Origin of the sequence: Lysinibacillus sp. UBA6686 (assembly GCF_002455205.1) — a bacterium.
Lineage (GTDB): Bacteria > Bacillota > Bacilli > Bacillales_A > Planococcaceae > Lysinibacillus > Lysinibacillus pakistanensis.
This window is the reverse complement of sequence record NZ_DKJS01000037.1, coordinates 106,007-130,296: the sequence shown is the minus strand read 5'-3', so window position 1 is coordinate 130,296 and position 24,290 is coordinate 106,007. Positions and strand designations below refer to the sequence as shown.

Sequence of the window (24,290 nt, the reverse complement as noted above, 5' to 3'; positions counted from 1 at the left end):
CTCAAAAATTGAGAAGGAATTCAGTTTTTTTTGTCGAAGATAGGGAAAGTAATAGTAAAGAGAATTTTACTAGCAGGAGGTCTTTTTATGGAAGTCATTTTGTATATTGCAGCGATTATAGCAGCAATCGGTTTTTTAATTTTATGTGTGAGTTTAGGCATGACGCTATTCTCGCTTAAATCCATTCTAAACAGCTTAGCAGGAACTTTATCAGGTATTGAAGGACAAATGGAAGGTATTACACGTGAAACGACTTCCTTATTAACCAAAACGAATAGTTTGGCAGAGGATATTCAGCAAAAATCAGAACAGTTAAATTCTGTTGTTCATGCAGTCAAAGGAATTGGTGACTCCGTGAACGGTTTAAATACGTCTGTACAGCACATTACTTCCTCTATTTCAAAAAGTGTAGAACAAAATGAGGAAAAAATCGCACAGGTTGTTCAATGGAGTAATGTTGCAATGGGTATTGCTGATAAATGGAAGAAGCGTAAAGTAATTGAGCAGGTTCAAGAAGAAAGCTATGTTTTTGAAGCTGAACAATCAGACAAGCCTAAAAGAAAATGGGGTCGTAAAAAGTGATTATTATTCAGTAGACATTTTGTGTCATCTGAATAAAAATAAAGTCTTAGACATAAGTTGAAGATGCATCAACAAAAGTAGATGGACAACCAGTCTAGGCATATGAATATAAGATGGGAGGAATTGTTGCATGACAACTCAAAAGCCAAATTTTAACGAAGTGAAGGAACAACAGCTTGAAAGTTCATTGCCACAGCTTTATCATCCGCAAGAATCTATTTATGAAGAGGAGCGTGTGAACATGAAAGATTTTGTTATTGGCGCATTAGTTGGGGGTATAGTTGGTGCAGCTGCCGGCTTACTACTAGCTCCAAAATCAGGAAAAGATTTACGGAGTGATGTAGCTGTACAAGCTGTAAACCTAAAAGATAAGAGTGCGGATTTTTCAACGACAGCAAAAGATAAAACAGTTCAATTGTCGAAACAAATACAAGAGCAATCTACACAATTAGTAGAGAAAGTAAAAACGTTAAAGACTGCAAAAGCACCGACTGTATTTGACGACGGTACTGTTTCATTCGAGGGTGAAGAACCGTTAGAAGATTATGTTCCTAATGAAGAGCCTAAAGCAGAAGAGGCGGCTGAAGCAAAGGAACAAACCGAAGAAAAAAATGAAGAGGTTCGCGCTTAAAGCTTAAAAAAAGGGATACGAATGTCCTTAAGGACATATCGTATCCCTTTTTAATTTCTTAGAAGATAGTTGCTTCCTCCAATAAAATTTCTAACTTATCCCCACCGAAGATTTCCATATCAAAGTTGGCAGGTTGTCCATTTCGTAATATGGTAAAGTTTCCTTTAAATGTTGTGGGTAGCTGCCAGTTAGAGAAACGGAAGACATCTTGGTAGATCCAACGACTTCGATCCTTCTCTATAAATGAAACTGTCGCTCCATTTGGCACCGTTGACAGTGGTGAAACAACGCTATTGTTGACGAGCACCTCATTAGCCATCTTTTTCAGCTCCAGCATCTCGTTCTGGAAATGAATGATGATGTTATCCTCTAGTAAAATATTCATTTGATCAGCTATTCGTTGTACGGTTGGTAATGCTTGCTGCTGAAAAGTAATGATGTCTGCATCCTGTACTGCATAGGACAGTTTAGCTGGCTTATCATTGATCATTAACTGTGCGGAAAACTCAGGTAGGTAAAGTGGTTTTCCATCTACTTGAATATAAAAGGATTCAAATTGCTTTAATAAAGCCCAATTATTTGTTAGCTTAAATATTTCTTCAACTGTATCTGCAATTTCAAAAGCAACAACATCCCGATCCTTTAACGCACTATCGAGTGAGGCTGGGGAACCATTCACTGTAATTTTTGGTTCAATGACGTATTTTGTATGTTGAATCATTATCGTTTTGATAGCTGCATTGTCAACAATATCTCTTACAGTTGCTACTGCTGGTTGCCCGTCTTGACCTTCAATTAGTTGGATAGCATCCCCAGTTTTAATCAATGTTTTAGTAGAAGCTTGCTGTCCATTTACTAAAATTTCCGCAGGCTGCCCGTGACCACCAGGGATGAAAATATCTTGTCCATTTACGCTAACAGACAATCCAAGCCCTGGCTTTCCATACAATTGTTTTGCACGAATATTTGCAGCTAAAAAAGCATCAGCAACGGTCATTTCTTTTAATTCAAAAAGACGAACTACCTGATCATTCACAGTAAGGCTCATATATTGAATCGGCATTTTTTTTGCCGCAATGGCAATACCAATTGGCGTCACCAATTCAGGTGATGCTTTAATATGATCTTCCTTCGTTAGATTTTGTATGGCATCTATTCCTCGAACGGCAATACGATTTTCTGGTAAGTCTAACACTGCCCCAAGTTCAGTTGTTAGGTTTGGTGTTAAGCTTCCACCCCCAACAAGCATGACAGCCTTAGGAGCGGTACGATTATTAAGTCGTAATATTTCTTCTCCTATGGCTTTAGCAAGTTGTTTGACAGCGGGATCGATCGCTTTAAGAACTTCTTCTTTTGAAAAATATTGATCAAAGCCTAAGATATCCTGAATTAAAATTTCCTCTTCTGTTTGTAATTGTCTTTTTGCTTTTTCAGCTACTGGGAAGTCAAGTAAATAGTGATCGCTCAATGCCTCCGTAATTTCATCTCCAGCTGTAGGTACCATCCCATAGGCAACGACTGTGCTTTTATCAGTGATGGCAATATCGGATGTCCCTGCGCCGATATCAACAAGTGCAACATTTAAACGACGCATTGTTGGAGGAATAAGCACGTTAATAGCTGCAATTGGCTCTAAAGTAAGTGCGTCCATTTCTAAATCAGCACGTTTTAGTGCAGCAATAAGTGATTCTACGACTACTCGGGGTAGAAACGTGGCAATCACTTCAATTTGCGCCTCATCTCCTTGCTGATCAAGTAAGCTACCAATTTCCTCACCATCTAATCGATAATATAGAACAGAATAGCCTACACAATAGTAGTGGCTTATTTTTGCATCCTCTTTCTGCTGCAAAAGTTGCTGCTGTGCTTGTTGTACAGCTTGTAGTTCTAATCGGCTTATATCCTCCTCAGTGAAAATTGGGCGATTTCGTATATTGATGGTCACGCTCGCCTGTTCTGTTTTCAATGAGCGACCAGCTGCAGCTACACTTACTTTTGTTAAGCTACCATGTTTATCCTCAAGCTCATGCTTTATTTCATTGATTAAATCTGCCACATACATGACATTATGTATTTGACCATCGACCATAGCACGTTCTTTATGTTCTTTCACTAAAATATCTTCAACGTGAAAGTGGTCGTTATTTTCAGTTAAGATAATGCCTACAACTGAACGTGTACCAATATCAAGTGCAAATAGTTTTGAACTCAATGTAATCGCTTCCTTTCTTGTAATATTGTAAAATAATTTAGCGAGTTGAAGCGCTAAATTAAAAATACGTGACATTCTGATCAACATTGATTATAATATTGCTAATATCTAAAAATGTAACATACATTTCAGAGTTCTGAAAGTGTCTGTCATGATGAGAGGAGCAAGAAAGCATGAGCCAAAAAGATTTAGAAAGCTTACGTAGTCAAATAGACGACTTAAACTTAGAAATTCTTCGTCTAATTAACGAACGTGCAGCTGTAGTGAATGAAATCGGTAAAATTAAAGAAAAGCAAGGTGTGAATCGCTATGATCCGCTACGTGAAAGACACATGCTTGATCTTATTAAAGAACACAATCAGGGTCCGTTAAACCAAATGACGGTTGATTATATATTTAAACAAATCTTTAAAACGGCTTTAAAACAACTTGAAGCAGATAAGAAGAAGGAATTGCTTGTATCTCGTAAGAAAAAATCAGAAGATACAGTGATCAATATCAATGGTGAGTTAATTGGACAAGGGAAACCATCTTTCGTATTTGGTCCTTGTGCAGTTGAATCATATGAGCAAGTTGCAGCGGTAGCAGAATCTATTAAAGCAAAAGGTGAAAAATTAATTCGTGGTGGTGCATACAAGCCACGTACTTCTCCATATGACTTCCAAGGACTTGGACTAGAAGGTCTTAAAATATTAAAACGTGTGTCAGAGGAATATGGTTTAGGTGTCATTACGGAAATTGTTACACCAGGTCACTTAGAGGAAGCATTAGATTATATCGATGTGATCCAAATTGGTGCACGTAATATGCAAAACTTCGAGTTATTAAAAGCAGCAGGTGCAACAAACAAACCTGTCCTATTAAAACGAGGCTTAGCAGCAACAATCGATGAGTTCATTCACGCAGCAGAATACATTATGTCTAAAGGGAATGAAAACATCATCCTATGTGAGCGCGGTATCCGTACTTATGAAAAAGCTACACGTAACACATTAGATATCTCAGCTGTACCAGTTTTAAAACAAGAAACACATTTGCCAGTATTCGTAGATGTTACACATTCAACAGGACGTCGTGATTTATTATTACCATGTGCGAAAGCAGCCATTGCAATTGGTGCTGATGGTGTAATGGCTGAAGTGCATCCAGATCCATCTGTAGCACTTTCAGACTCACAACAGCAAATGGACATCCCTACATTTGACGCATTCTATGAAACACTGCAAAAATTCATGAAAAACTATGAAATTCATGCTTAAATTGTTTTAAAATATACCGCTTGCTAAATCAGCAGGCGGTTTTTACTATATCGTGACGAAATAATGTCTAGAATAGTACTATTTGAACTTGGTTTTTCTTATCGTGTACGTACTTCTTCTTGAAAAGAATATGAAAATTATCGTATGATAAGGCTATAAAAGGAAAAAAGGGAGGCACGTACGATGACTGTTACAATTTATGATGTTGCAAGAGAAGCAAATGTTTCAATGGCAACGGTCTCTCGTGTAGTCAACGGCAATCAAAACGTAAAGCCGGCAACACGAAAAAAAGTATTAGAAGTAATTGAACGATTAGAATATCGTCCAAACGCAGTAGCGCGAGGATTAGCAAGTAAGAAAACAACAACAGTTGGCGTGATTATCCCAGATATTGCAAACAATGTTTATGCGGAGCTGGCACGTGGTGTAGAGGATATTGCAACCATGTACCGTTACAATATTATTTTAGCTAACTCAGATCAACATGAAGATAAAGAGCTACAGTTACTGGATACAATGTTGGGCAAACAGGTAGATGGGATTGTCATGATGAGTGATGAAGTGACTGAAAAAATGCAACAAACAATGGATCATTCACCAGTACCAATTGTGCTTGCGGGTTCAGTAGATGAATCACAAACCATTGCAACTGTTAATATTGACTATTACCAAGCGGCTTATGAGGCTATCACATTACTTATTCAAAATGGACATAAGCGAATCGCTTTCGTAACAGGTCCACTTACTTATACGATTAATGGGAAATTTAAGCTTGAGGCTTATAAAAAAGCTTTGCAAGATGCAGGCTTACCTATAGAAGAATCCCTAATTGCTGCAGAGGAATCAAGCTATGATATGGGTCTTGAGGCTTGGGAAACATTATCCTCACTGGAAAATCCCCCAACTGCATATTTTGCTGGCAGTGATGAATTAGCAATTGGACTAATTCATGGTGCACAGGATGCAGGAAAGGGTGTACCTGAGGATATCGAAGTAATTAGCTTTGAAAATTCAAAATTAGCACGAATGGTACGCCCACAGCTAACAAGTGTTGCGCTACCGCTTTATGATATTGGAGCTGTTGCTATGCGCTTACTAACAAAACTAATGAATAAAGAGCCAGTTGAAGATGAAGCGGTTATCTTACCGCATCGTATTGAACATCGACAATCTGTCAAAAGTAAATAGTCATTAAGAATCACGTAAATCTTCTTGAGGATTTGCGTGTTTTTTTTGAATGATGGATAGAACTGCTTGTAATGAAGGATAACGGCCTAAAAGTGATGGATAGAGTGCTAAGTGACATCACAACCAATGAAAAAAAGCCCCACGAGAGGTCGTGAGGCGTATAATACGTTAAACGCGTTTTTCGTTACGAATAATATGTAGTGCTTTCGCTAACATTTGCGCATTTTTTTCTTCAATCTCTGCCTTTCGGGGAATTGGCTCATACAAGGGATTTGGATCCTCCCATGTTGGAATAAATGGTACAGGCGCTTCAGGTTGCCAGCGATCTAACCACGCTTGTGGAAGAGGACCTGTTGGCAATTGCTGATCTGTCATTTCTAGCCATAGCATAGCCCATGCGCGCGGCACAACACGCCAAATATCGTAGCCACCACCACCAACTGCAATCCATTTACCACCACAATATTCATGTGCTAATTGATGGGCAAGCTTTGGAATTTCTCTGTAGAGATTTATAGTGCCATATAAATGTGTTAATGGATCAAAATAGTGTGCATCAGCACCATTTTGCGTTAGCACAACATCGGGCTTGAAAAATTCAAAAATTTCCCTCATGGATTTTTCATAGATTTCTAAAAAACTCTCATCCTCTGTAAAAGCATCAATTGGAAAATTGAAAGAAGTGCCATAGCCCTGTCCATTTCCTCGTTCTGTTATATTACCAGTTCCGGGGAAAAGGTAACGTCCTGTTTCATGAATAGACAATGTACAAACATCTGGATCTTCATAAAAGCTCCATTGTACACCATCCCCATGATGCGCATCGGTATCTACATACAGTACACGAGCATTATATTTTTCCTGCAAATAGCGGATGGCCACTGTACTGTCGTTATATATACAAAAACCGGATGCACGACCACGGAAGCCATGATGTAGCCCACCACCTAAATTGAGGGCATGCTCAGCCTTGCCTTCCATAACATAATCGACAGCTGTTAGCGTTCCTCCGACAAGCTGGGCACTTGCTTCATGCATATTCTCAAAAATAGGTGTATCCTCAGTGCCTATGCCATAGCTTTCTCCCTGTGCATCGGAAAGCTCACCATGACCCGCTTTTTTGACAATATCAACATATTTAGGATCATGTGCAAGTAATAATTCTTCCTCTGTTGCTATACGAGCCGGAACAATGTCCACGTCGTCAAGAGCGTCAATATTTTTTAGCAAATCCATTGTAAGCGTCAAGCGTTTATGATTAAAGGGGTGAGTATCTGAAAATTTGTATCCGAGCTGCTCGGGTGAGTATACAAATACTGCCTTTTTCATTGTAATGAAACACCTGGTAAATTAGGCCATAGTACATCAAAGCCCTCTTTACGAAGATCTTCAATCATCGCTAATGGATTGAGAGTTTTCACTCGGACACTTAAAATTTTATTTTGTGTATTTTCAGAGTCAGGATAAACTAAGACGCTTTGGACATTTGCATGATGTTCATGGAATATCTTTGTGATTTCAAATAAAATCCCTGGTGTGTCAGTTACGCGAATTTCAATTTTTGAGCCGGGCTCAGTGGCACCAGTTAATTCAATATAAGTATAAAGTAAATCGGTAGTTGTGACGATTCCAACGAGTTTGCCACCAGAGACAATTGGCAAGCAGCCTACTTTAGATTCATAAAATGTTAGAGCTACCTCCTCAACAAAATCAAGCGGATGACCAACTAGTGGATTTTTAATCATTATTTCTTCCACTTTTGCATTAAATACGGGAGAATTGGGTTCATCCCGCAATGAAGAAGGAAGGGCTTCTTTAATATCTCGTTCTGTGATGACACCAAGAACATGCTGTTCCGCATCTACAACTGGTAAATGACGCACTTTTTTCTCACGCATTAACTTTAGCGCTTCAAGCACTGTATTTGTTGGAGCCAGCGTGTAGGGCTCATCATTCATGATTTCTTCTACGATCATATACGTATCCCCTTTGTGTTGGTTTTAATACATGAAGCGATTTCTAAAACGAAGCTTATCAAATCTTTCCATTGTTTCAGGAGGCACACGTTTTCCTTCGCGTGCCATCAGGCAGTTGGCTGGGTGTGAAGTAATTTCGGGATCATCTGTTGCAAAATATTCGAAGCCAGCGGAGCTCATCATTTTCTCCATCATTTTACGATAATCCCAGACATTTAAGCCAGTTCCTTTTAAGTCCCAATGCCAATAATATTCAGTAGTGATAACAAGATAGTCTTCCATTTCATCTCCCATAAAAGAAACAGCTAGCAATGCTTTACCAGCACCTGTACCACGATATTCAGGTATAACTTCAATAGCGCCTAGCTCAATCATGTTATCAATACGGTCCTCGGCCCAGCGTTCAAGAGGGTCTGGATAGAGATAGGTGACGTAGCCTACGATAATGTCTTCTTGGCGAATAACGATAATTCGCCCTTCAGGAAGTCCTGCAATTTCAATAATAGCTTGCTGCTGCTGCTTAGGAGGTCTAAAGGCAACCAAGCCTTCATGGAATGAATATGTAGCTAATTTTTCTGGAGGAACAGGTCCTTCCACATACACAGTACCATGCTTTGTTTCCTTTGTGACAGAAAAAAAAGTTTTTTTATGTTCCATAATTACACCACCTGAGTTTAATAATTCCATTATAGCTGATTTCTTGCGGAAAAACGCTTATTTTTGCAAAATATACCTGTATTTTTGGAAAAATAAAAATATTAGGACATTCTTAGTGAATTCGTGTAAAATAGATTTATATTGCATCTGTTATTTAACAGATAAATGTAGTGTGAATAAGAATTTATTTGTTTTTTACTACTCAAACTGTTGTATAACACTTGCTGCATAACGTAATTGTCTTTGGAGAAGGTGGCAAATTTTAAAGGGGGAAAAGTTATTGATAGGATAATTTAAAGTTTGCTTACTAATGTACTAAAGCGATAGCAAAGAAAGGGGTAGTTTCATGGGGATGAAAATGATGGAGAAGTTAAAAGCATTACCTGGGCAACACAATTTACCTAATTACGAGGAAGCGGCAGCAACACATGATTGGGCAGAGACAGAGAAAGGATTTAGTTGGTACGAAACAGGTCGTGTGAATATGGCGTATGAGGCGATTGATCGACATACGGAAACATATCGTAAGAACAAGGTAGCTCTTTATTTCACTGATGGTAAACGAAAAGAGGCTTATTCTTTTAATGAAATGAAAAAGCAAACTAATAAGGCTGCGAATGTTTTAAAATCAGCGACGAATTTAGAAAAAGGGGATCGTTTATTTATTTTCATGCCACGTTCTCCTGAGCTGTATTTTTCATTATTAGGTGCATTGAAAATGGGCGTTATTGTTGGACCGTTGTTTGAGGCATTTATGGAGGGAGCTGTTTACGACCGACTAGCAGACAGTGAAGCGAAAGCGTTAGTGACGACACCTGAATTGCTTGAACGAGTACCTTTAGAAAAGCTTCCTAAATTACAGCATGTCTTTTTAGTAGGCTCTAATATAGAGGAAACTTCACAGATTTTAGATTTTAATAAACGTCTAAAAGAAGCTTCATCTCAATTTGATATTGAATGGGTGGACAGAGAAGATGGCATGATTCTGCATTATACTTCTGGATCAACTGGTGCACCAAAGGGCGTATTACATGTCCATAACGCAATGCTACAACAATATCAATCATCGCAATGGGTATTAGATTTGCGTGAGGATGATATTTATTGGTGTACGGCTGATCCAGGATGGGTAACGGGAACTGCATATGGTATTTTTGGTCCATGGTTAAATGGTGTAACGATGCTTATCGTTGGTGGAAGGTTTTCACCACAGGCCTGGTATCAAGCTATTGAGGATTATAGTGTAACCGTTTGGTATAGTGCACCAACAGCTTTCAGAATGTTGATGGGTGCAGGTAGTGGCATGCTTGAGAATTATGATTTATCTTCTTTACGTCATGTGTTATCTGTTGGTGAGCCGTTAAATCCAGAGGTAATTCGTTGGGGTAGTGAAGAGCTAGGTCATCGTATTCATGATACGTGGTGGATGACGGAAACTGGTGCACATATGATTTGTAACTATCCTTCTATGGATATTAAGCCAGGTTCCATGGGGAAACCATTGCCAGGTATTCATGCAACGATAGTGGATGATGCTGGGAATGAAGTGCCACCATTTACAATGGGGAATTTAGCAGTTCGTCGAGGCTGGCCAGCCATGATGCGTCAAATTTGGGGCAATCCAGAGCGTTATGAGTCCTATTTCTTAAAAGGCGAATGGTATGTGTCAGGAGATTCTGCTTATATGGATGATGAAGGTTACTTCTGGTTCCAAGGGCGTGTAGATGATGTAATCATGACGGCTGGTGAGCGTGTTGGGCCTTTCGAGGTTGAAAGCAAGCTATTGGAGCATCCAGATGTAATTGAAGCAGGTGTTATCGGTAAGCCAGACCCTGTACGAGGTGAAATAATTAAAGCCTTTGTTTCATTACGTGAAGGCGTTGAGCCATCAGATGCTTTGATTGAAGATATCCGTAATTTTGTCAAGAAGGGGTTATCAGCTCACGCAGCTCCGCGTGAAATTGAATTTAAGGATAAGCTTCCAAAAACCCGCAGTGGTAAGATTATGCGTCGTGTGTTAAAGGCATGGGAGTTAAATCTACCAACTGGAGATTTGTCAACGATGGAAGACTAATAGTATCGTTATCAAACAGGAATTTTTTCAGTCAACGAAAAATTCCTGTTTTTTTACGCTCAACTTTAAAATTATCCTTCTATAAGCGCTTTATATATTTTTTGTTCACCATCTAATTCAATAATCAATGTATAAGTGTTTTGATCGTCTGTTGCAAAAATTTCAGTTCCTATGGGTAATTTAGTTGCATAAAAATCTTTAAAAAATAAAGAGGAGGTCGTCGTCTTTTTGATTTCTCCTAATTTATCACTTTTTATGAAATTATCTTGTATGAATTCCGGTTCGGTAACGTTGGTATAGATAAGTTGATTGTATTGAAGGATATCTACCTGTGGGTTTTCTTTCAAAATAGATTTTGCAGTTGGATTGTCTGGTATAGCAGATGAGCACCCTGCTAGTACTAATAAAAACATGAGGTTACATATTAGTAGCTTCAAAATAAAAGTACCCTCCCATTTGGAAATATGTATTTAACAGATTTCTTAAAAAATTTTAATTATTTATACGGTATTAATTTAGTAGGTGTGACAACTATTTATTTAAAAAACATTACCATGCTTAGTATCGGTTATTACTGCAAGATTGTAAGTATTTTGTATTCATCGAGATTATAAATTTTATAAATAAATAAAAATTCAATTGACTTAATAATTATGCAGTCGTATACTAATTTTAACTTATTTCAGAGGTGAGTGTATTGAAAGTAGGAATTGTTGGTGCAACTGGCTACGGTGGACTGGAGCTTATTCGATTTTTACATAATCATAAAGCAGTAGAGCAGATTGAGTTATTTACATCTTCTGAGGAAGGTGTAATTTTTTCTTCTAAGTTTGGGCATCTCGTTCAAATTGCTGATACACCGTTACAAAAAATTGATTATGAAGCTTTAGAGAAATATGATGTGGTTTTTACAAGTACGCCTTCTGGGGTGACTAGTGAGCTTTTGCCCCCATTAGTAGGGAAAGGTCCTAAATTAATAGACTTATCCGGTGACTTTCGGTTAAAAGACACTACAAGCTATGAAACATGGTATGGCAAGAAAGCAGCACCGCTGGATATTATTCAGCAAAGTGTTTATGGCTTAACTGAATGGAATGCTGAAAATGTGCAACATGCAGCTCTTATTGCCAATCCCGGATGTTACCCTACTGCGGTTCTACTATCCATATTACCGCTAATAAAGGAGCGATTAATCGATCCGAGCTTTTTAATAATAGATGCAAAAAGCGGGATTTCTGGAGCTGGGAATAAACCATCACAGACAACACATTTTAGTGAGGCAAATGAGAATTTCTCAATCTATAAAACAAATTCACATCAGCATATCCCTGAAATCGAACAGGCTATTTCAATGTTTGCAGATGTTCAGACAGCAATAACTTTCAATACGCATTTAGTACCAATGACACGAGGGATTTTATCGACCTCTTACGCACCGATTATGCCTGGTGTCACAGAGGAACAATTGATTTCTTGTTTAAAAAATACCTATGACAAACATCCATTTGTTCGAATTGTTACGGATGTCAATAGTCTAGGAACAAATCGTGTAAAAGGTTCGAACTATTGCGATATTTTTGCGAAAGTAGACAGCCGAACAAACCGTGCCACGATTGTTGGGGTTATCGATAATTTAGTCAAAGGGGCGGCAGGGCAAGCCATTCAAAATATGAACGTTCAATTTAATTTACCGCAAACAACAGGGCTGGATGTTGTACCGTTCTTTATTTAATATCGTAACCTCATAAAAGTTAGGTTGAAGAAGCCTTCATTTTATAGCATGCAGGAAACTGTATGCTTCTCTTATTTTAAATTTAAGGAGGAATTAGTATATGACACTAATAGCATCAACGAATATTATGAAAAAATTGTCAAGTAAAAATATTGTCTCACCAAAAGGTTTTAAAACAGCCGGTCTACATTGTGGTTTAAAACATAAGAAAAAGGATTTGGCCATATTAGTAAGTGAAGTACCAGCAAGTGTTGCGGGTGTATTTACTACCAACGCTGTGCAAGCAGCACCATTAAAGGTAACAAAGGAAGTTGTGTATACAACTAAGAAAATGCAAGCAATGATTGTGAATTCTGGAAATGCAAATGCATGTACAGGAAAGCAAGGTGTAAAGGATGCGCAAACAATGCAATTCCTAGCAGCAGAGAAGCTTGGTATTGAAGCAAATCTAGTGGGGGTTTGTTCAACGGGTGTTATCGGTGAAATAATGAAAATGGAGCCAGTTACAAAAGGGATTACGCAATTAGAACCAAAGGATGATTTAGAAAGTGCTATTGATTTTGCACAGGCAATAATGACAACTGATACGGTGATGAAAAACACAAGCTATAGTACAACAGTTGATGGTAAGGAGGTTATTATCGCTGGAGTGGCAAAAGGTTCAGGTATGATTGAGCCGAATATGGCAACGATGCTTGGTTTTATTACAACGGATGCGTATATCGAATCGGAAGTATTGCAGAGTGCATTATCCGATATCACAAATTTGACGTTTAATGCTATTACAGTGGATGGAGATACATCAACAAACGACACTGTTGTGGTTATGGCAAATGGTTTAGCAGGAAACGAAGCTTTAACACCTGCACATCCAGATTGGCAAAACTTTTATTATACGTTGAAAACAGTTGCTCAAGATCTTGCAAAGATGATTGCGAAAGATGGTGAAGGAGCAACGAAGCTAATTGAGGTAGAAGTGGAAGGTGCCATATCACATGAAGAAGCACGTAAAATTGCTAAAACGGTAGTTGGTTCACCACTTGTAAAAACAGCCGTATTCGGATGTGATGCCAACTGGGGACGCATAATTGCGGCAGTAGGCTATAGTGGAGCAACTGTTGATCCAGATAAAATTACGATTCAAATCGGTGGGGCAACAATGGTAGAAAACGGCGAGCCCATACCTTTCTCAGAAGATGAATTGATTCAAATTTTAAAAATGCATGAAGTAAAAATTTATGTGTCACTTGGTTTAGGTGAGGGCAAGGGGCATGCATGGGGATGTGATTTAACTTATGACTACGTTCAAATCAATGCATCATACCGCTCGTAAACGTATGGTCATTAAGCTTGGCGGCAGTACGCTAGAAGGCTTAAATGAGGCGTTTTTTGAAAATTTTAAAAAGCTTCAAGAAAGCGGGGTAGAGCTTATCATTACGCATGGTGGTGGTCCAGCCATCAACCGTGAACTCGCGGCTCAAAAGGTTGAATCCCATACCTTAAATGGAATCCGTGTCACAAATGAAGCTGCCATTGACATCGTTCAGACAACACTTATTGGAAAAGTTAATCCTGATCTAGTTCATGAATTAACATCAGCAGGCATTACTGCGATAGGATTAAATGGCTTTGATGGAAAATTAATGGTAGCCGATTATCTTGATAAAGATGTTTATGGATTTGTAGGAGAAGTCAATACAGTTAATACATCCTTGCTAGAAGCATTAATCAATGCGAATATTGTGCCAATTATTGCTTGTATCGGAGCGAATGAATCGGGTCAGGCACTGAATATTAATGGAGATACAGTTGCTAGTGAAATCGCATTAGCAATCAAAGCAGACAGTCTATTACTTGTCACAGATGTAAGTGGTATTCGTATTCATAATGAATATCAATCACAAGCAACGCCTGCCTTAATCCATCAATGGATTGCAGAAGGACATATTTACGGTGGTATGATTCCTAAAGTCCAAGGAGCCTTAGAATGCTTAAATGCAGGAATCCCATCTGTCCAAATTGTTGGCGAATCTTTAGTAGGAACGACCATTTTAGACAGTAAAAGAGGTTTCACCCCATTGTAGGGATGATTAAATTTAGTAGAATAGGGGCTGATAAGAATGAGTGCTTTATTTGGTAACTATGGCAAGCGCCGTGCCCAAATAGTCAAAGGACGAGGAACAGTTGTAGAAGATACTGCTGGAAAAAAATATTTAGATTTTACTAGTGGAATAGCTGTAGTAAGTTTAGGTCATGCGCACCCCGCGATTGTGAAAGCGATCCAGGAGCAGAGTGAAAAGCTATGGCATATCTCTAATTTATTTGATATACCAGGTCAAGAGAAGGTTGCACAAAAACTAATAGCCGATACACATTTTTCCTATGCGTTTTTCTGCAATAGTGGTGCTGAAGCCAATGAAGCGGCTATTAAATTAGCCCGTAAGCATACAGGGAAGCATCATATAATTTCCTTTGAAAAATCATTCCATGGGAGAACTTTTGGCGCAATGTCCGCAACAGGTCAGGGCAAGGTACATAATGGCTTTGGACCACTTGTTGGTAAATTTACAATTCTTCCTTTTAATGATGTGAATGCCCTTGAAGCAGCTATTGATGATTCTGTAGCAGCCATAATGCTAGAAATGATTCAAGGAGAGGGAGGCGTAAACACTGTATCTGAGGAATTTGCCGCTGCATTAGCAAAAATCTGTGAGGAAAAAGAAATTCTACTGATTGTTGATGAGGTTCAAACAGGAATAGGACGAACTGGAGNNCACAAGATATGCCTTTGAGCAAACAATTTTAAAACCACATATCGTGACATTAGCAAAAGGACTGGGTGGCGGCTTCCCTATCGGTGGTATGCTTGGAACTGCTGAATTATATGACACATTTGGTCCTGGAACCCATGGCACGACATTTGGTGGTAATCCACTCGCGATGAGTGTAGCAGAAACTGTACTAGATCATGTTTTTGATTCCGCATTTTTGCAAAATGTACAGGAGCTATCAGCCTATTTTGTGAATCAGTTAAAGGTGAATCTGCCTTCTACTTACACGGTACAGGGCCAAGGTTTACTGCTTGGAATTGGTTGTGGTACTGCAGAAGTGGCGCCATATATTACGGCTGCAGAGGAAAAGGGCTTATTATTAGTGGGAGCGGGACCAAATGTTATTCGTTTATTACCACCTTTGACAGTAACAAAAGAGGAAATTGATGAAGCGATTATTATTTTAAAAACAATATTGCCTTAATTATTAAAATTGTTTCATTGAAGAATCTGCTAGTTTAAATCTAGCAGATTCTTTGTGTTGGTCATAGTTTATTGTAGCTGTTTTACCAATGTCTTTACTAGGTCGGGGAGCCAATCATGGAGTTGGCTAAATGTAAAGCCAGCAGCTTCTGCCTTTGCATTTGACATATACCAATCTGCTGGAACTCCATAGGGTGACTGTGAATGCTCATCGCTACCAATTAGCGAAATTCTAGCATGTTTTCCACTAGCCTCTTCAATTAGTCCTATTAAATCCTTTAAAGAAATGGCTCCTGTTGCTGTAGCATTATAAGGACCCTCTATTGGAGAAATACCGGCAAAATATAAAAAAGCTGCGGCTTCCTCATCTGTGATGTAACTCATCTTTGCTTCAATATTGGGTAAAGAAATCGGTTCTCCCTTGACAATTCGCTCCACATGAAAGTGTAAACGTTGTGTATAATCGTTCTCGCCCATAACAATTGGAAAACGCACAGCAACAATAGGGAAGGTAGCCTCTTTGAAAAATAGTGCTTCAGCTTGTCGTTTGCCTTCACCGTAAGAAAAATCTTCACGGTTCCCCATACGAATTTCATAATCATAAGGATTAAAATCCTCTTCCGATTTTACATTACCGTCTACCTCGTAAGTGGATAGAGTAGAGGTAAAAACGAGTTTTTTTGTTTTACCTTCTAAAATTTCACATAGTTTTTGAGCTTCATCTGGTGCATAACAAATATTATCAAAGACGATATCCCATGAGGAACTTTCAAGCGCCTGTGCTAACGCTTCGGCATCATCACGATTCACAATTAACTGCTTTACCTGTGCCCCAAAAGGATTACCACTTTGGCCGCGTGTTAATATCGTAACAGTGTGTCCATTTTGAAGACATAGCTCAACAAGCTTTTTTCCAAAAAAACGTGTACCGCCTATTACCAATATGTTCATACTTTTCCACCCCTTATTAGTAGTCCTCTTTATCATGACAAAAATATAGACTTCCTACAATGCAAAAGTGCTTGGAGGAAGTCTATTTATTTAAATATTAGTTTGAAAGCTTCAAAGGATGGGAAAGCTGGCATCATTTCTCAGAAGATGACAAAGCGCTTCGTTAAGGCAATTATTGAGTCGGTGTTTCAGGTGGTGGAGTTGTATTACCGTTGTCTCCTCCAGTATTTCCATTCCCGTTGTTTCCAGAGCCATTGCCGTTATTTGAGCTGTTGCCATTATTTCCGTTGCCCGTGCCATTGCCATTATTGCCATTATTACCATTGTTCGAGCCGTTGCCATTACTGCTGGAACCATTGCCATTATTAGATCCATTCCCATTATTACCACCGGTTCCATTCCCAGAGCCATTGCCATTATTGCCAGTACCATCCTCAGGTGGCGTAATTGGAGGAGTTGTCTCTTGATCGTCCTCCTGATCAGGTTCATCCCCACTTCCTCCAGTTGAAACCACATTTGATTGCGGAGAGGTTAAACCTGTGATATCTACAGCAACAACAACGTAGGCTTGTCCACTTGCTACTGTCATGCTTTGGGTTGATTCAAGCACTGAATTGACAAGCGTATGACCACCGTTTGTCACATTATATATTCGGTAACCAACAACATCATTGGAAGAGCCTGACCAAGATAATGTGTTGCCATTAATCGATGCAGTTACTGCTGCTGGTGGGTTGCCATCTGCTGGGAAGTCAACCGCTGAAACAGATGAATTCGATAATGTTGAATTTTTAGGCAGTAGACTAGCAGGGTTACCACCAAGTCGTCCAAGCATGCGTTTTATAAATGCTTGGTTAATACCTGCGCCACCTGGTTTTACAAATTCCGGCGGTGTGCTAGGGAGAGCATTATATGTTTTCCCTTTAATCGTTACAACACTTGAAGAAGCAAGGCTATCATCAGGTTGGGAAGGTAAAAAGACTTTTGCGTTAAACAAATCGGATCGCACAAGTCCAGCGCTAGAACATGCTGCTGAAGGTGCTAAACCAGAAATACCACAGAATGAAGCAGACACAACATTTTTTGGCTGCTTAAATCTTGTTTTAGGGGCTATTAATTGCGGATCAACATCATAGACCGAATTCATTAATGTTCCCCATAGCTTGTTTATACGCACACTAGGCTGCAAATACGTACTGTTAAATGCATATAAAGTTCTTTGTTTATCATAGCCCAACCATACACCAAGTGATACATTTGGGTTATAGCCAACTAGCCATACATCTTTATATTCTTGTGTAGTACCTGTTTTTGCAGCAAAATCAGCAGAGAATTTTAGCGTGTTTTTTGCCATTGTACCTGTTCCCTTAGTTAACACATCTCGAAGCATATCTGTAATGATGTAAGAAGTTTCAGGACTATAAACTTGTACAGGTTCAGCTTCATGTTTGTAAACGATATTTCCCTCTTGATCCTCAATTCTATCTATCATGTAGGCATCAATGAACTGACCACCATTTGCAAAGGTTGCAAAGGCATTTGTATTTTCCTCTACAGTTGTTCCTACTTCTAATGCGCCAATTCCTGTTGAAAGGTTTGTATAATCATTAGGGGCTAATTTAGTAAAGCCCATTTTTGCTAAGTAATCAGCAGGACGTTTATTAATAATATCATTGTATAAACGTAAGGCTGATAAGTTTTGTGAGTCTGCTAACGCTTCACGTGCAGGAATTAAGCCACGTTCATCACTTGTAATATAGTTTTTAGGACTCCATTTGCCGATAGAGAATTTTACGTCAACTAATGGACTACCTGCGCCAATTACACCATATTCAATTGCTGGTGCATAAACAAGTAATGGCTTCATTGTTGAACCGTTTGGGCGGAATGCCTGTGTTGCATGGTTTACTTCAGTTGTTTTAAAGTCACGACCACCTACAAAGCTTAAAATACGCCCAGTAGTATTTTCAATTAAAATACTTCCTACCTGTACTGGCATTTCTACATCTATTTCTTCACCTGTTACAGGATCTTTATCTTTTCCTGTATACGTATGACCATAATATTTAAAGTTCTCTGCTGCTTTTTGCATGGCATCGTACATATCTTTATTGATTGTTGAATAAATACGATAGCCTTTAGAGCGGACATCACGATCTGCTAGAATCTTGTACTTATCTTTTAATTTTTCTTCATTCTTTAAGCGTTCAGGATCAATTCCATCTTCCGCTGCTAGTTTTTCAGCAATAATATCTGTTGCACGACTTTCCAGCTCATATGTTAACCATGGATAGCGGTCTTCTGGGCGCATTTCTGGTGAACGGAAGTCTGCTTTGATGTCATAGTTTAGTGCTGTTTGATACTGAGCTTCATCAATGTAACCTGCATCCTTCATACGATAAAGGACGGTTTTCATACGATCAATGCCGGGTTGAAGTGCTTCTTCACTTTTAAGTACACCTTTATTTGTAAAAGGTGTATAGGCAAAAGGTGCTTGTGGAATACCTGCTATGTACGCCGCTTGAGGTAGCGTTAAATCTTTTGCTTTGACACCAAATATACCTTCAGCTGCCGTCTCAACTCCTGCAATATTTCGCCCTGACGCATTACGACCATAAGGAATAATGTTTAAATAGGCCTCTAAAATTTCATCCTTTGTCATAAAGTGCTCTAATCGCATAGCAAGTAAAAGTTCTTTTGCTTTACGTTCATAGGATACTTCATTTGTTAATACTTGGTTTTTGATAAGTTGTTGTGTTAATGTAGAGCCACCTGTTTGTGTTGCAGAGTTTGTAACATCCTGAAGCAAACCTCGAATAACAGCTTTTGGCACAATCCCATTATGCTCACGGAAGTATTCATCTTCTGTTGCGAGAACGGCATTAATAACATCAGGTGACACATTATTAAGTGTTGTTTCACGACGATCTAAATCAGTTCGTAATTTCCCAATATAAATATCATTGGCAAAATAAATCTCACTGGTAGAGTCATAGTTAAAAATAAGCTCTCGTAAATCTTTCTTAGAGCGTAACGGTTCTTCTTTTACGAGAGATGCAAAATAGCCGGCACCCACTGAACCGGCAAATACAGTGCCCACCAATGCAAAGACTAAAAATAGTAAAAATAAGTTCCAGGTAACACTACCTGAAATACGTAATCTCTTCATCCATTTTTGTTGAATTAATTCATCGATCTTTGCATTGATTTTCTCAATCCAATCTTTCAATGTATCGACCTCCTAAAATCTTGTTTATTATAGCACATATTGATTTGGCTCGAACATAGTTATTGACAATCAAAAAGAATCGTATAGAATAATGCTTATAGTTTTCTAGTGAAGAAGAGCTTGCAGTAGTTTCTATATTCCCTGTTTAGAGAGCCAGCGGTTGGTGAAAGCTGGTCAAAGTGTAGAGATGAATTACGTGCTTGGAGCTTAGACGTGCGCGCCTGCGATAAAGGCGGTTGAATGAAGTGGAAGATGGATGACATCTTCAAGCTGGGTGGTACCGCGTTAATTTACAATTTAACGTCCCTGCATGCAATTGTTTGCGTGTAGGGACTTTTTTGTTCTCCCTACACGAGATATTAAAACTTAGGAGGAATAAAAATGACGAACGAATTATTACAAGATTTAGAATGGCGCGGTCTGCTATACCAACAAACCGATGCTGAAGGAATGGCTAAACTTTTAGATGAACAGTCGGTTTCATTATACTGTGGTGTTGATCCAACTGCTGATTCTATGCATATTGGACATATTGTCCCTCTTTTAACGCTACGTCGCTTTCAAAAAGCTGGTCACCGTCCAATTTTGTTAGTGGGTGGGGCGACAGGTATGATTGGTGATCCATCTGGTCGTTCAGAGGAGCGTCAATTGCAAACGGTTGAACAAATTGATAAAAATGTTCAGGGTATTCGTGGGCAATTAGAGCGTATTTTTGAATTTGCGGAAGATGGCAATGGCGCACAATTAGTGAATAACCGTGACTGGATTGGCAAAATGAACACGATTGAATTTTTACGTGATTACGGGAAATTAATTAACGTTAACTACATGCTTGCGAAGGATACGATTGCATCACGCCTTGATACAGGAATTTCATTTACTGAGTTTGCGTATACTTTAATTCAAGGTATTGATTACAATCATTTATACAACCAGTACAACTGTCGTATTCAAGTAGGTGGCTCTGACCAGTGGGGGAATATTACAACAGGTTTAGAAGTGATTCGTAAAACACATGAGGAAGAAACGAAAGCTTTTGGTATAACAATTCCTTTAGTAACGAAAGCAGATGGTACAAAATTTGGTAAAACAGCAGGTGGAGCTGTATGGTTGGATGGCAAAAAAACATCTCCATACGAGTTCTACCAATTCTGGATTAATGCTGCCGATGCTGACGTTGTAAAATACTTAAAAATCTTCACATTCCTTTCTCGAGAAGAAATTGAAGCATTAGCTGTATCTGTAGAAGAGGAACCTCATTTACGTAAGGCACAAAAAGCACTAGCTGAAGAAATGACTCGCTTAATTCATGGTCAAGAAGCATTAGATCAAGCCATTCGCATTACAGCTGCATTATTCTCAGGAGATTTAAAATCACTTTCTGCTGAGGAAATGAAGGATGCTTTTAAAGATGTTCCTTCTATTGAAATGGCAAAAGAAGATAAAAACATTGTGGACTTACTGGTGGAAGCGGCTATCTCACCTTCAAAACGTCAAGCTCGTGAGGATGTCACGAATGGAGCAATTAGTGTGAACGGTGAAAAGGTCACTGATTTAGGTTATGTAATTGATGGGAAGGATCGTTTAGAGGACGCATTTAGCATTGTACGTCGTGGGAAGAAAAAATACCATATGGTGAAGTTTGTTTAATTAAAATATAATCAAAACCCTGAAAAAGTCGATTTGCCACAGAAATGTGATGCAAATCGACCTTTTTTATCGTTCAGTTGAGGATTTGGATTAATTATTTTTTCATAATTACTGTACATTCTTAAGTGTTACGTTTTAAGCTTTGTAATTCACCTAGTTTTCAAGGATATTTTGCTTTAATTATTTAAAAAAGTTGGAAGTTTTACATTTTCATAATTCTCAGGATGAAGCAATTTAGCGAGCTTTAATGCTCCCTCTAGTAGACGTGGGGATGGGCGACAATAAAGCCATTCCTCCATCACATAAAGTTGTTGTAATTGAACGGCTTGTAGCTCCTGCGCATGAGGACGTTTCAATAAATTTGCTGGTTGAATTCGCTCAAAGGCAACACCTACCCAAGCCATCAAAATATAGTCAGGATTACGTTGTACTACATCTGTCCAATCAGTTTGCACATTAGCTAATGCTACATCCTGAAAACAATTTTGACCACCCGCAATGGCACTAATTTCAGTGAGCCAGTTTAATTTCCCTGCTGTAAAAATAGGATTTGGCCACCATTCCCAATAGAGTGTAGGTCTTTTAGCAACTGTTTGAGCAATGGAACGTAAGTGTTCAATACATTGTAAATAACTCTCAGCTATGTTTTTAGCGCGGTCCTCAACACCACATGCTTTGCCTAAAGTATGAAGATCCTGTGCAATTTCCTCTAAGGAATTAGCATTAAACACAATATGTGGTATATTTCTAGCTTGTAATGCTTCAATATTCTTTTCCATGCCAGGGACACTTAAGGATGCCAGTACAAGATCTGGTTGTAATGCCTCTAATGCATCCATATTAATCGATAAATCTGGTCCGAGCTGGGGCAAGTCTTTCACTGCTAATGGCCAATCAGAAAAATCATCAACACCAACAAGCTGATCCAGCAAACCTAAATACGCTACAAGCTCAGTATTACTAGGACAAATTGAAATTAAACGCATATTCCTTTACCCCCATTGTTTTTAAGAAAAGTATAGCGAGTATAGGCGATACGCACAATGAGCAAATGCTTCAGGGTTTTTTCGAGCTCCCTTGAAAAGCTCCCCTTCAACATCCGCTGTGGCTTTAGGTCAACACGATGTTGATCCCTCCAGAATGTAATGATCTTTGCCTGAGTTTCTCTATTTCAACGGACGTTTGTATCTTGCTGAATAGGGGGAAATTGTATTCATCTCGTTGTCTATAGAGGTGGAGGTATTATGTACCTAATGCTTCGCTTTCAGTATAGAAACATTTTTTGCTGTCGCTGCGCTTTCACACAGTAGATGCTGAATCGAGATAAAAAAGGTATGCCTGCAAGAGACATACCAAGTAATTGTTTTATGAAAGTGCAACAGCTTCCAGTGATTCTTCTTTTTTCGTTACTGGACCCATTGCATTTGTAATAATTTGTTTAATATCTTCTAACGTTGCTTTACGTGGGTTTGTTGCAGCACAAACATCTAACATTGCGTTTTTCGCTAAAATTTCAATATCTTCGTCCTTCGCACCTAACTCACGGAAGCCACTAGGGATATTTAAATCATTTGATAATTTTTCTATAGCTTCAATCGCCTTTTCAGCAGCATCACGTTTACTTAGGCCCTCAACATTTTCACCTAATAACTCAGCAATCGTTGCAAAACGTTCAGTACGAGCTGTTAAATTGAAGCGGCAAACATGTGGCAATAAAATGGCATTACATACACCATGTGGAAGGTTATAGAAGCCGCCTAGTTGATGTGCAATGGCATGTACGTAACCAAGTGAAGCATTGTTAAATGCCATACCCGCTAAAAATTGAGCATACACCATCTGTTCACGTGCTTCTAAATCCGCACCATTTGCATAGGCACGCGGCAAATATTCTGGAACTAACTGAAGTACCTTTTCAGCACATGCATCCGTAATTGGTGTTGCATTTGTCGACACAAATGATTCGATTGCGTGTGTTAAGGCATCTACACCAGTTGCCGCAGTTAGAGCAGGAGGTAAGCCAATCATTAACTCTGGATCATTAATAGACAAAAGCGGTGTAACATGTTTGTCCACAATCGCCATCTTCACCTTACGAGCAGTATCCGTGATAATCGTGAAACGAGTCATCTCACTAGCTGTACCAGCAGTCGTATTAATTGCGATTAATGGTACTAGTGGGTTTTGTGATTTGTCAACGCCTTCATAATCATGAATACGTCCACCATTCGAAGCAATAAGTCCGATACCTTTCGCTGCATCGTGGGCACTACCTCCTCCAAGAGAAACGATAGAATCACAGTTTTCTGCATGATACACTGCAATACCATCTTCAATGTTCTGATCTGTTGGATTTGGTTCTGCCTTCGGGAAAATTGCTACATCAATTCCAGCAGCTGTAATGATGCTAGCAATTTGTTCAGAGAGACCTAATTTGTGTAAGCCCTCATCTGTTACGATTAATGTCTTTTTCACTTCTAAATCATTTAAGCGTTTACCAACTTCTTGAATTGCTCCAGGTCCAAATAAGTTTGTTTTCGGCATTACAAATTGCTTTAGAACGTCTGACATATTTCCAACCCCTTTAAAAAAATTGTTATTGCTTGAATGATGGTGAACCATCTTTCGAAATTCATCGTATTCTATTTTTTATGAAAGTTCAACTCATATTTTTATTAAAATATCCCTGTTTTACCAAGTTGTTATTTTACAAAAAAGATGAACCTTTTTAATTATGGCTGAACAATTGGGTTGCCTAGGAATATTGATTTTAATACGCTTTTTAAATGTTTTTTTATAAAAGTAAAATATATTTTTGAGGAATTGGTTCTAAAATCAAGCCCAAATGCATAGTAAATAACTGATATTTTATATTGATTATAATGATAGTGTTTA

Annotated in this window: 18 protein-coding genes, 1 pseudogene and 1 other annotated feature; of the genes and pseudogenes, 10 read left to right on the top strand and 9 right to left on the bottom strand. The window is 38.6% G+C overall.

Annotated features, from left to right (window positions below; translation table 11 throughout):
- Positions 1 to 87: 87 nt before the first annotated feature.
- Positions 88 to 582: a DUF948 domain-containing protein gene (locus B2R82_RS09765; RefSeq protein ID WP_286924662.1), complete on the top strand. Its 495-nt coding sequence runs from the start codon at positions 88 to 90 to the stop codon at positions 580 to 582.
- Between the two features lie 130 nt (positions 583 to 712).
- Entirely contained in the window at positions 713 to 1,213 is a 501-nt protein-coding gene (locus B2R82_RS09760) for a YtxH domain-containing protein (protein WP_286924661.1), read from the top strand.
- Positions 1,214 to 1,271: 58 nt separating this feature from the next.
- Here the strand turns inward: B2R82_RS09760 and B2R82_RS09755 are convergent, their stop codons facing one another.
- Complete coding sequence (locus tag B2R82_RS09755; RefSeq protein WP_286924660.1) at positions 1,272 to 3,425, bottom strand: cell division FtsA domain-containing protein; 2,154 nt, start codon at positions 3,423 to 3,425, stop codon at positions 1,272 to 1,274.
- Positions 3,426 to 3,598: 173 nt separating this feature from the next.
- On the opposite strand from B2R82_RS09755, the gene B2R82_RS09750 reads away from it, so the two are divergent.
- Positions 3,599 to 4,684, top strand: coding sequence for a bifunctional 3-deoxy-7-phosphoheptulonate synthase/chorismate mutase (locus B2R82_RS09750; RefSeq protein ID WP_286924659.1), 1,086 nt, complete (start codon positions 3,599 to 3,601; stop codon positions 4,682 to 4,684).
- A gap of 183 nt (positions 4,685 to 4,867) precedes the next feature.
- Positions 4,868 to 5,872 (top strand): catabolite control protein A, encoded by a 1,005-nt coding sequence (gene ccpA, locus B2R82_RS09745; protein ID WP_286924658.1) that lies wholly within the window; start codon positions 4,868 to 4,870, stop codon positions 5,870 to 5,872.
- 168 nt (positions 5,873 to 6,040) lie between these two features.
- Here ccpA and B2R82_RS09740 read toward each other — a convergent pair whose 3' ends face one another.
- From B2R82_RS09740 to B2R82_RS09730, 3 genes are read right to left on the bottom strand one after another with little or no spacing between them, the layout of a single operon-like run.
- On the bottom strand, positions 6,041 to 7,201 hold the full coding sequence (locus B2R82_RS09740) for an acetoin utilization protein AcuC (protein WP_286924657.1): 1,161 nt from the start codon (positions 7,199 to 7,201) through the stop codon (positions 6,041 to 6,043).
- Positions 7,198 to 7,848, bottom strand: coding sequence for an acetoin utilization AcuB family protein (locus tag B2R82_RS09735; RefSeq protein ID WP_286924656.1), 651 nt, complete (start codon positions 7,846 to 7,848; stop codon positions 7,198 to 7,200). The genes B2R82_RS09740 and B2R82_RS09735 overlap by 4 nt, the downstream gene beginning before the upstream one ends.
- A gap of 24 nt (positions 7,849 to 7,872) precedes the next feature.
- On the bottom strand, positions 7,873 to 8,505 hold the full coding sequence (locus B2R82_RS09730) for a GNAT family N-acetyltransferase (protein WP_286924655.1): 633 nt from the start codon (positions 8,503 to 8,505) through the stop codon (positions 7,873 to 7,875).
- 346 nt (positions 8,506 to 8,851) lie between these two features.
- Between B2R82_RS09730 and acsA the strand changes: the two genes are divergently transcribed.
- Positions 8,852 to 10,579: an acetate--CoA ligase gene (acsA, locus tag B2R82_RS09725; protein ID WP_376781203.1), complete on the top strand. Its 1,728-nt coding sequence runs from the start codon at positions 8,852 to 8,854 to the stop codon at positions 10,577 to 10,579.
- A 71-nt stretch (positions 10,580 to 10,650) separates the two neighbouring features.
- Here the strand turns inward: acsA and B2R82_RS09720 are convergent, their stop codons facing one another.
- A complete protein-coding gene (locus B2R82_RS09720; RefSeq protein WP_286924654.1) occupies positions 10,651 to 10,992 on the bottom strand; it encodes a hypothetical protein in 342 nt (113 codons plus the stop codon).
- Positions 10,993 to 11,276: 284 nt separating this feature from the next.
- Here B2R82_RS09720 and argC point away from each other — a divergent pair, with 284 nt between their 5' ends.
- The 4 genes and pseudogenes from argC to B2R82_RS09700 all read left to right on the top strand — a co-directional run bounded on the left by argC (position 11,277) and on the right by B2R82_RS09700 (position 15,566).
- A complete protein-coding gene (argC, locus tag B2R82_RS09715; RefSeq protein ID WP_286924653.1) occupies positions 11,277 to 12,311 on the top strand; it encodes an N-acetyl-gamma-glutamyl-phosphate reductase in 1,035 nt (344 codons plus the stop codon).
- 100 nt (positions 12,312 to 12,411) lie between these two features.
- The gene (gene argJ / locus B2R82_RS09710; protein ID WP_286924652.1) at positions 12,412 to 13,644 is read left to right on the top strand and encodes a bifunctional glutamate N-acetyltransferase/amino-acid acetyltransferase ArgJ; all 1,233 of its coding nucleotides are present in this window, start codon (positions 12,412 to 12,414) and stop codon (positions 13,642 to 13,644) included.
- Positions 13,607 to 14,395 carry an acetylglutamate kinase gene (gene argB / locus B2R82_RS09705; RefSeq protein ID WP_286924651.1) on the top strand — a complete coding sequence of 263 codons (789 nt, stop codon included), beginning with the start codon at positions 13,607 to 13,609 and terminating at the stop codon, positions 14,393 to 14,395. Before argJ ends, argB begins: the two co-directional genes overlap by 38 nt.
- Before the next feature lie 36 nt (positions 14,396 to 14,431).
- Positions 14,432 to 15,566: pseudogene (locus tag B2R82_RS09700) on the top strand (acetylornithine transaminase).
- Between the two features lie 68 nt (positions 15,567 to 15,634).
- Here B2R82_RS09700 and B2R82_RS09695 read toward each other — a convergent pair.
- Both B2R82_RS09695 and B2R82_RS09690 read right to left on the bottom strand, forming a co-directional pair.
- On the bottom strand, positions 15,635 to 16,516 hold the full coding sequence (locus B2R82_RS09695; protein WP_286924650.1) for an NAD-dependent epimerase/dehydratase family protein: 882 nt from the start codon (positions 16,514 to 16,516) through the stop codon (positions 15,635 to 15,637).
- Between the two features lie 172 nt (positions 16,517 to 16,688).
- Positions 16,689 to 19,745, bottom strand: a complete 3,057-nt coding sequence (locus B2R82_RS09690) for a transglycosylase domain-containing protein (RefSeq protein ID WP_286924649.1) — start codon at positions 19,743 to 19,745, stop codon at positions 16,689 to 16,691.
- Between the two features lie 102 nt (positions 19,746 to 19,847).
- Positions 19,848 to 20,056 (top strand) — a binding site (T-box leader).
- 70 nt (positions 20,057 to 20,126) lie between these two features.
- Between B2R82_RS09690 and tyrS the strand changes: the two genes are divergently transcribed.
- Complete coding sequence (tyrS, locus tag B2R82_RS09685; RefSeq protein WP_286924648.1) at positions 20,127 to 21,395, top strand: tyrosine--tRNA ligase; 1,269 nt, start codon at positions 20,127 to 20,129, stop codon at positions 21,393 to 21,395.
- A 176-nt stretch (positions 21,396 to 21,571) separates the two neighbouring features.
- On the opposite strand, the gene B2R82_RS09680 is transcribed toward tyrS, so the two are convergent.
- Entirely contained in the window at positions 21,572 to 22,381 is an 810-nt protein-coding gene (locus B2R82_RS09680) for a cobalamin-binding protein (protein WP_286924647.1), read from the bottom strand.
- 379 nt (positions 22,382 to 22,760) lie between these two features.
- Entirely contained in the window at positions 22,761 to 23,966 is a 1,206-nt protein-coding gene (locus B2R82_RS09675) for an iron-containing alcohol dehydrogenase (protein ID WP_286924646.1), read from the bottom strand.
- Positions 23,967 to 24,290 lie beyond the last annotated feature (324 nt).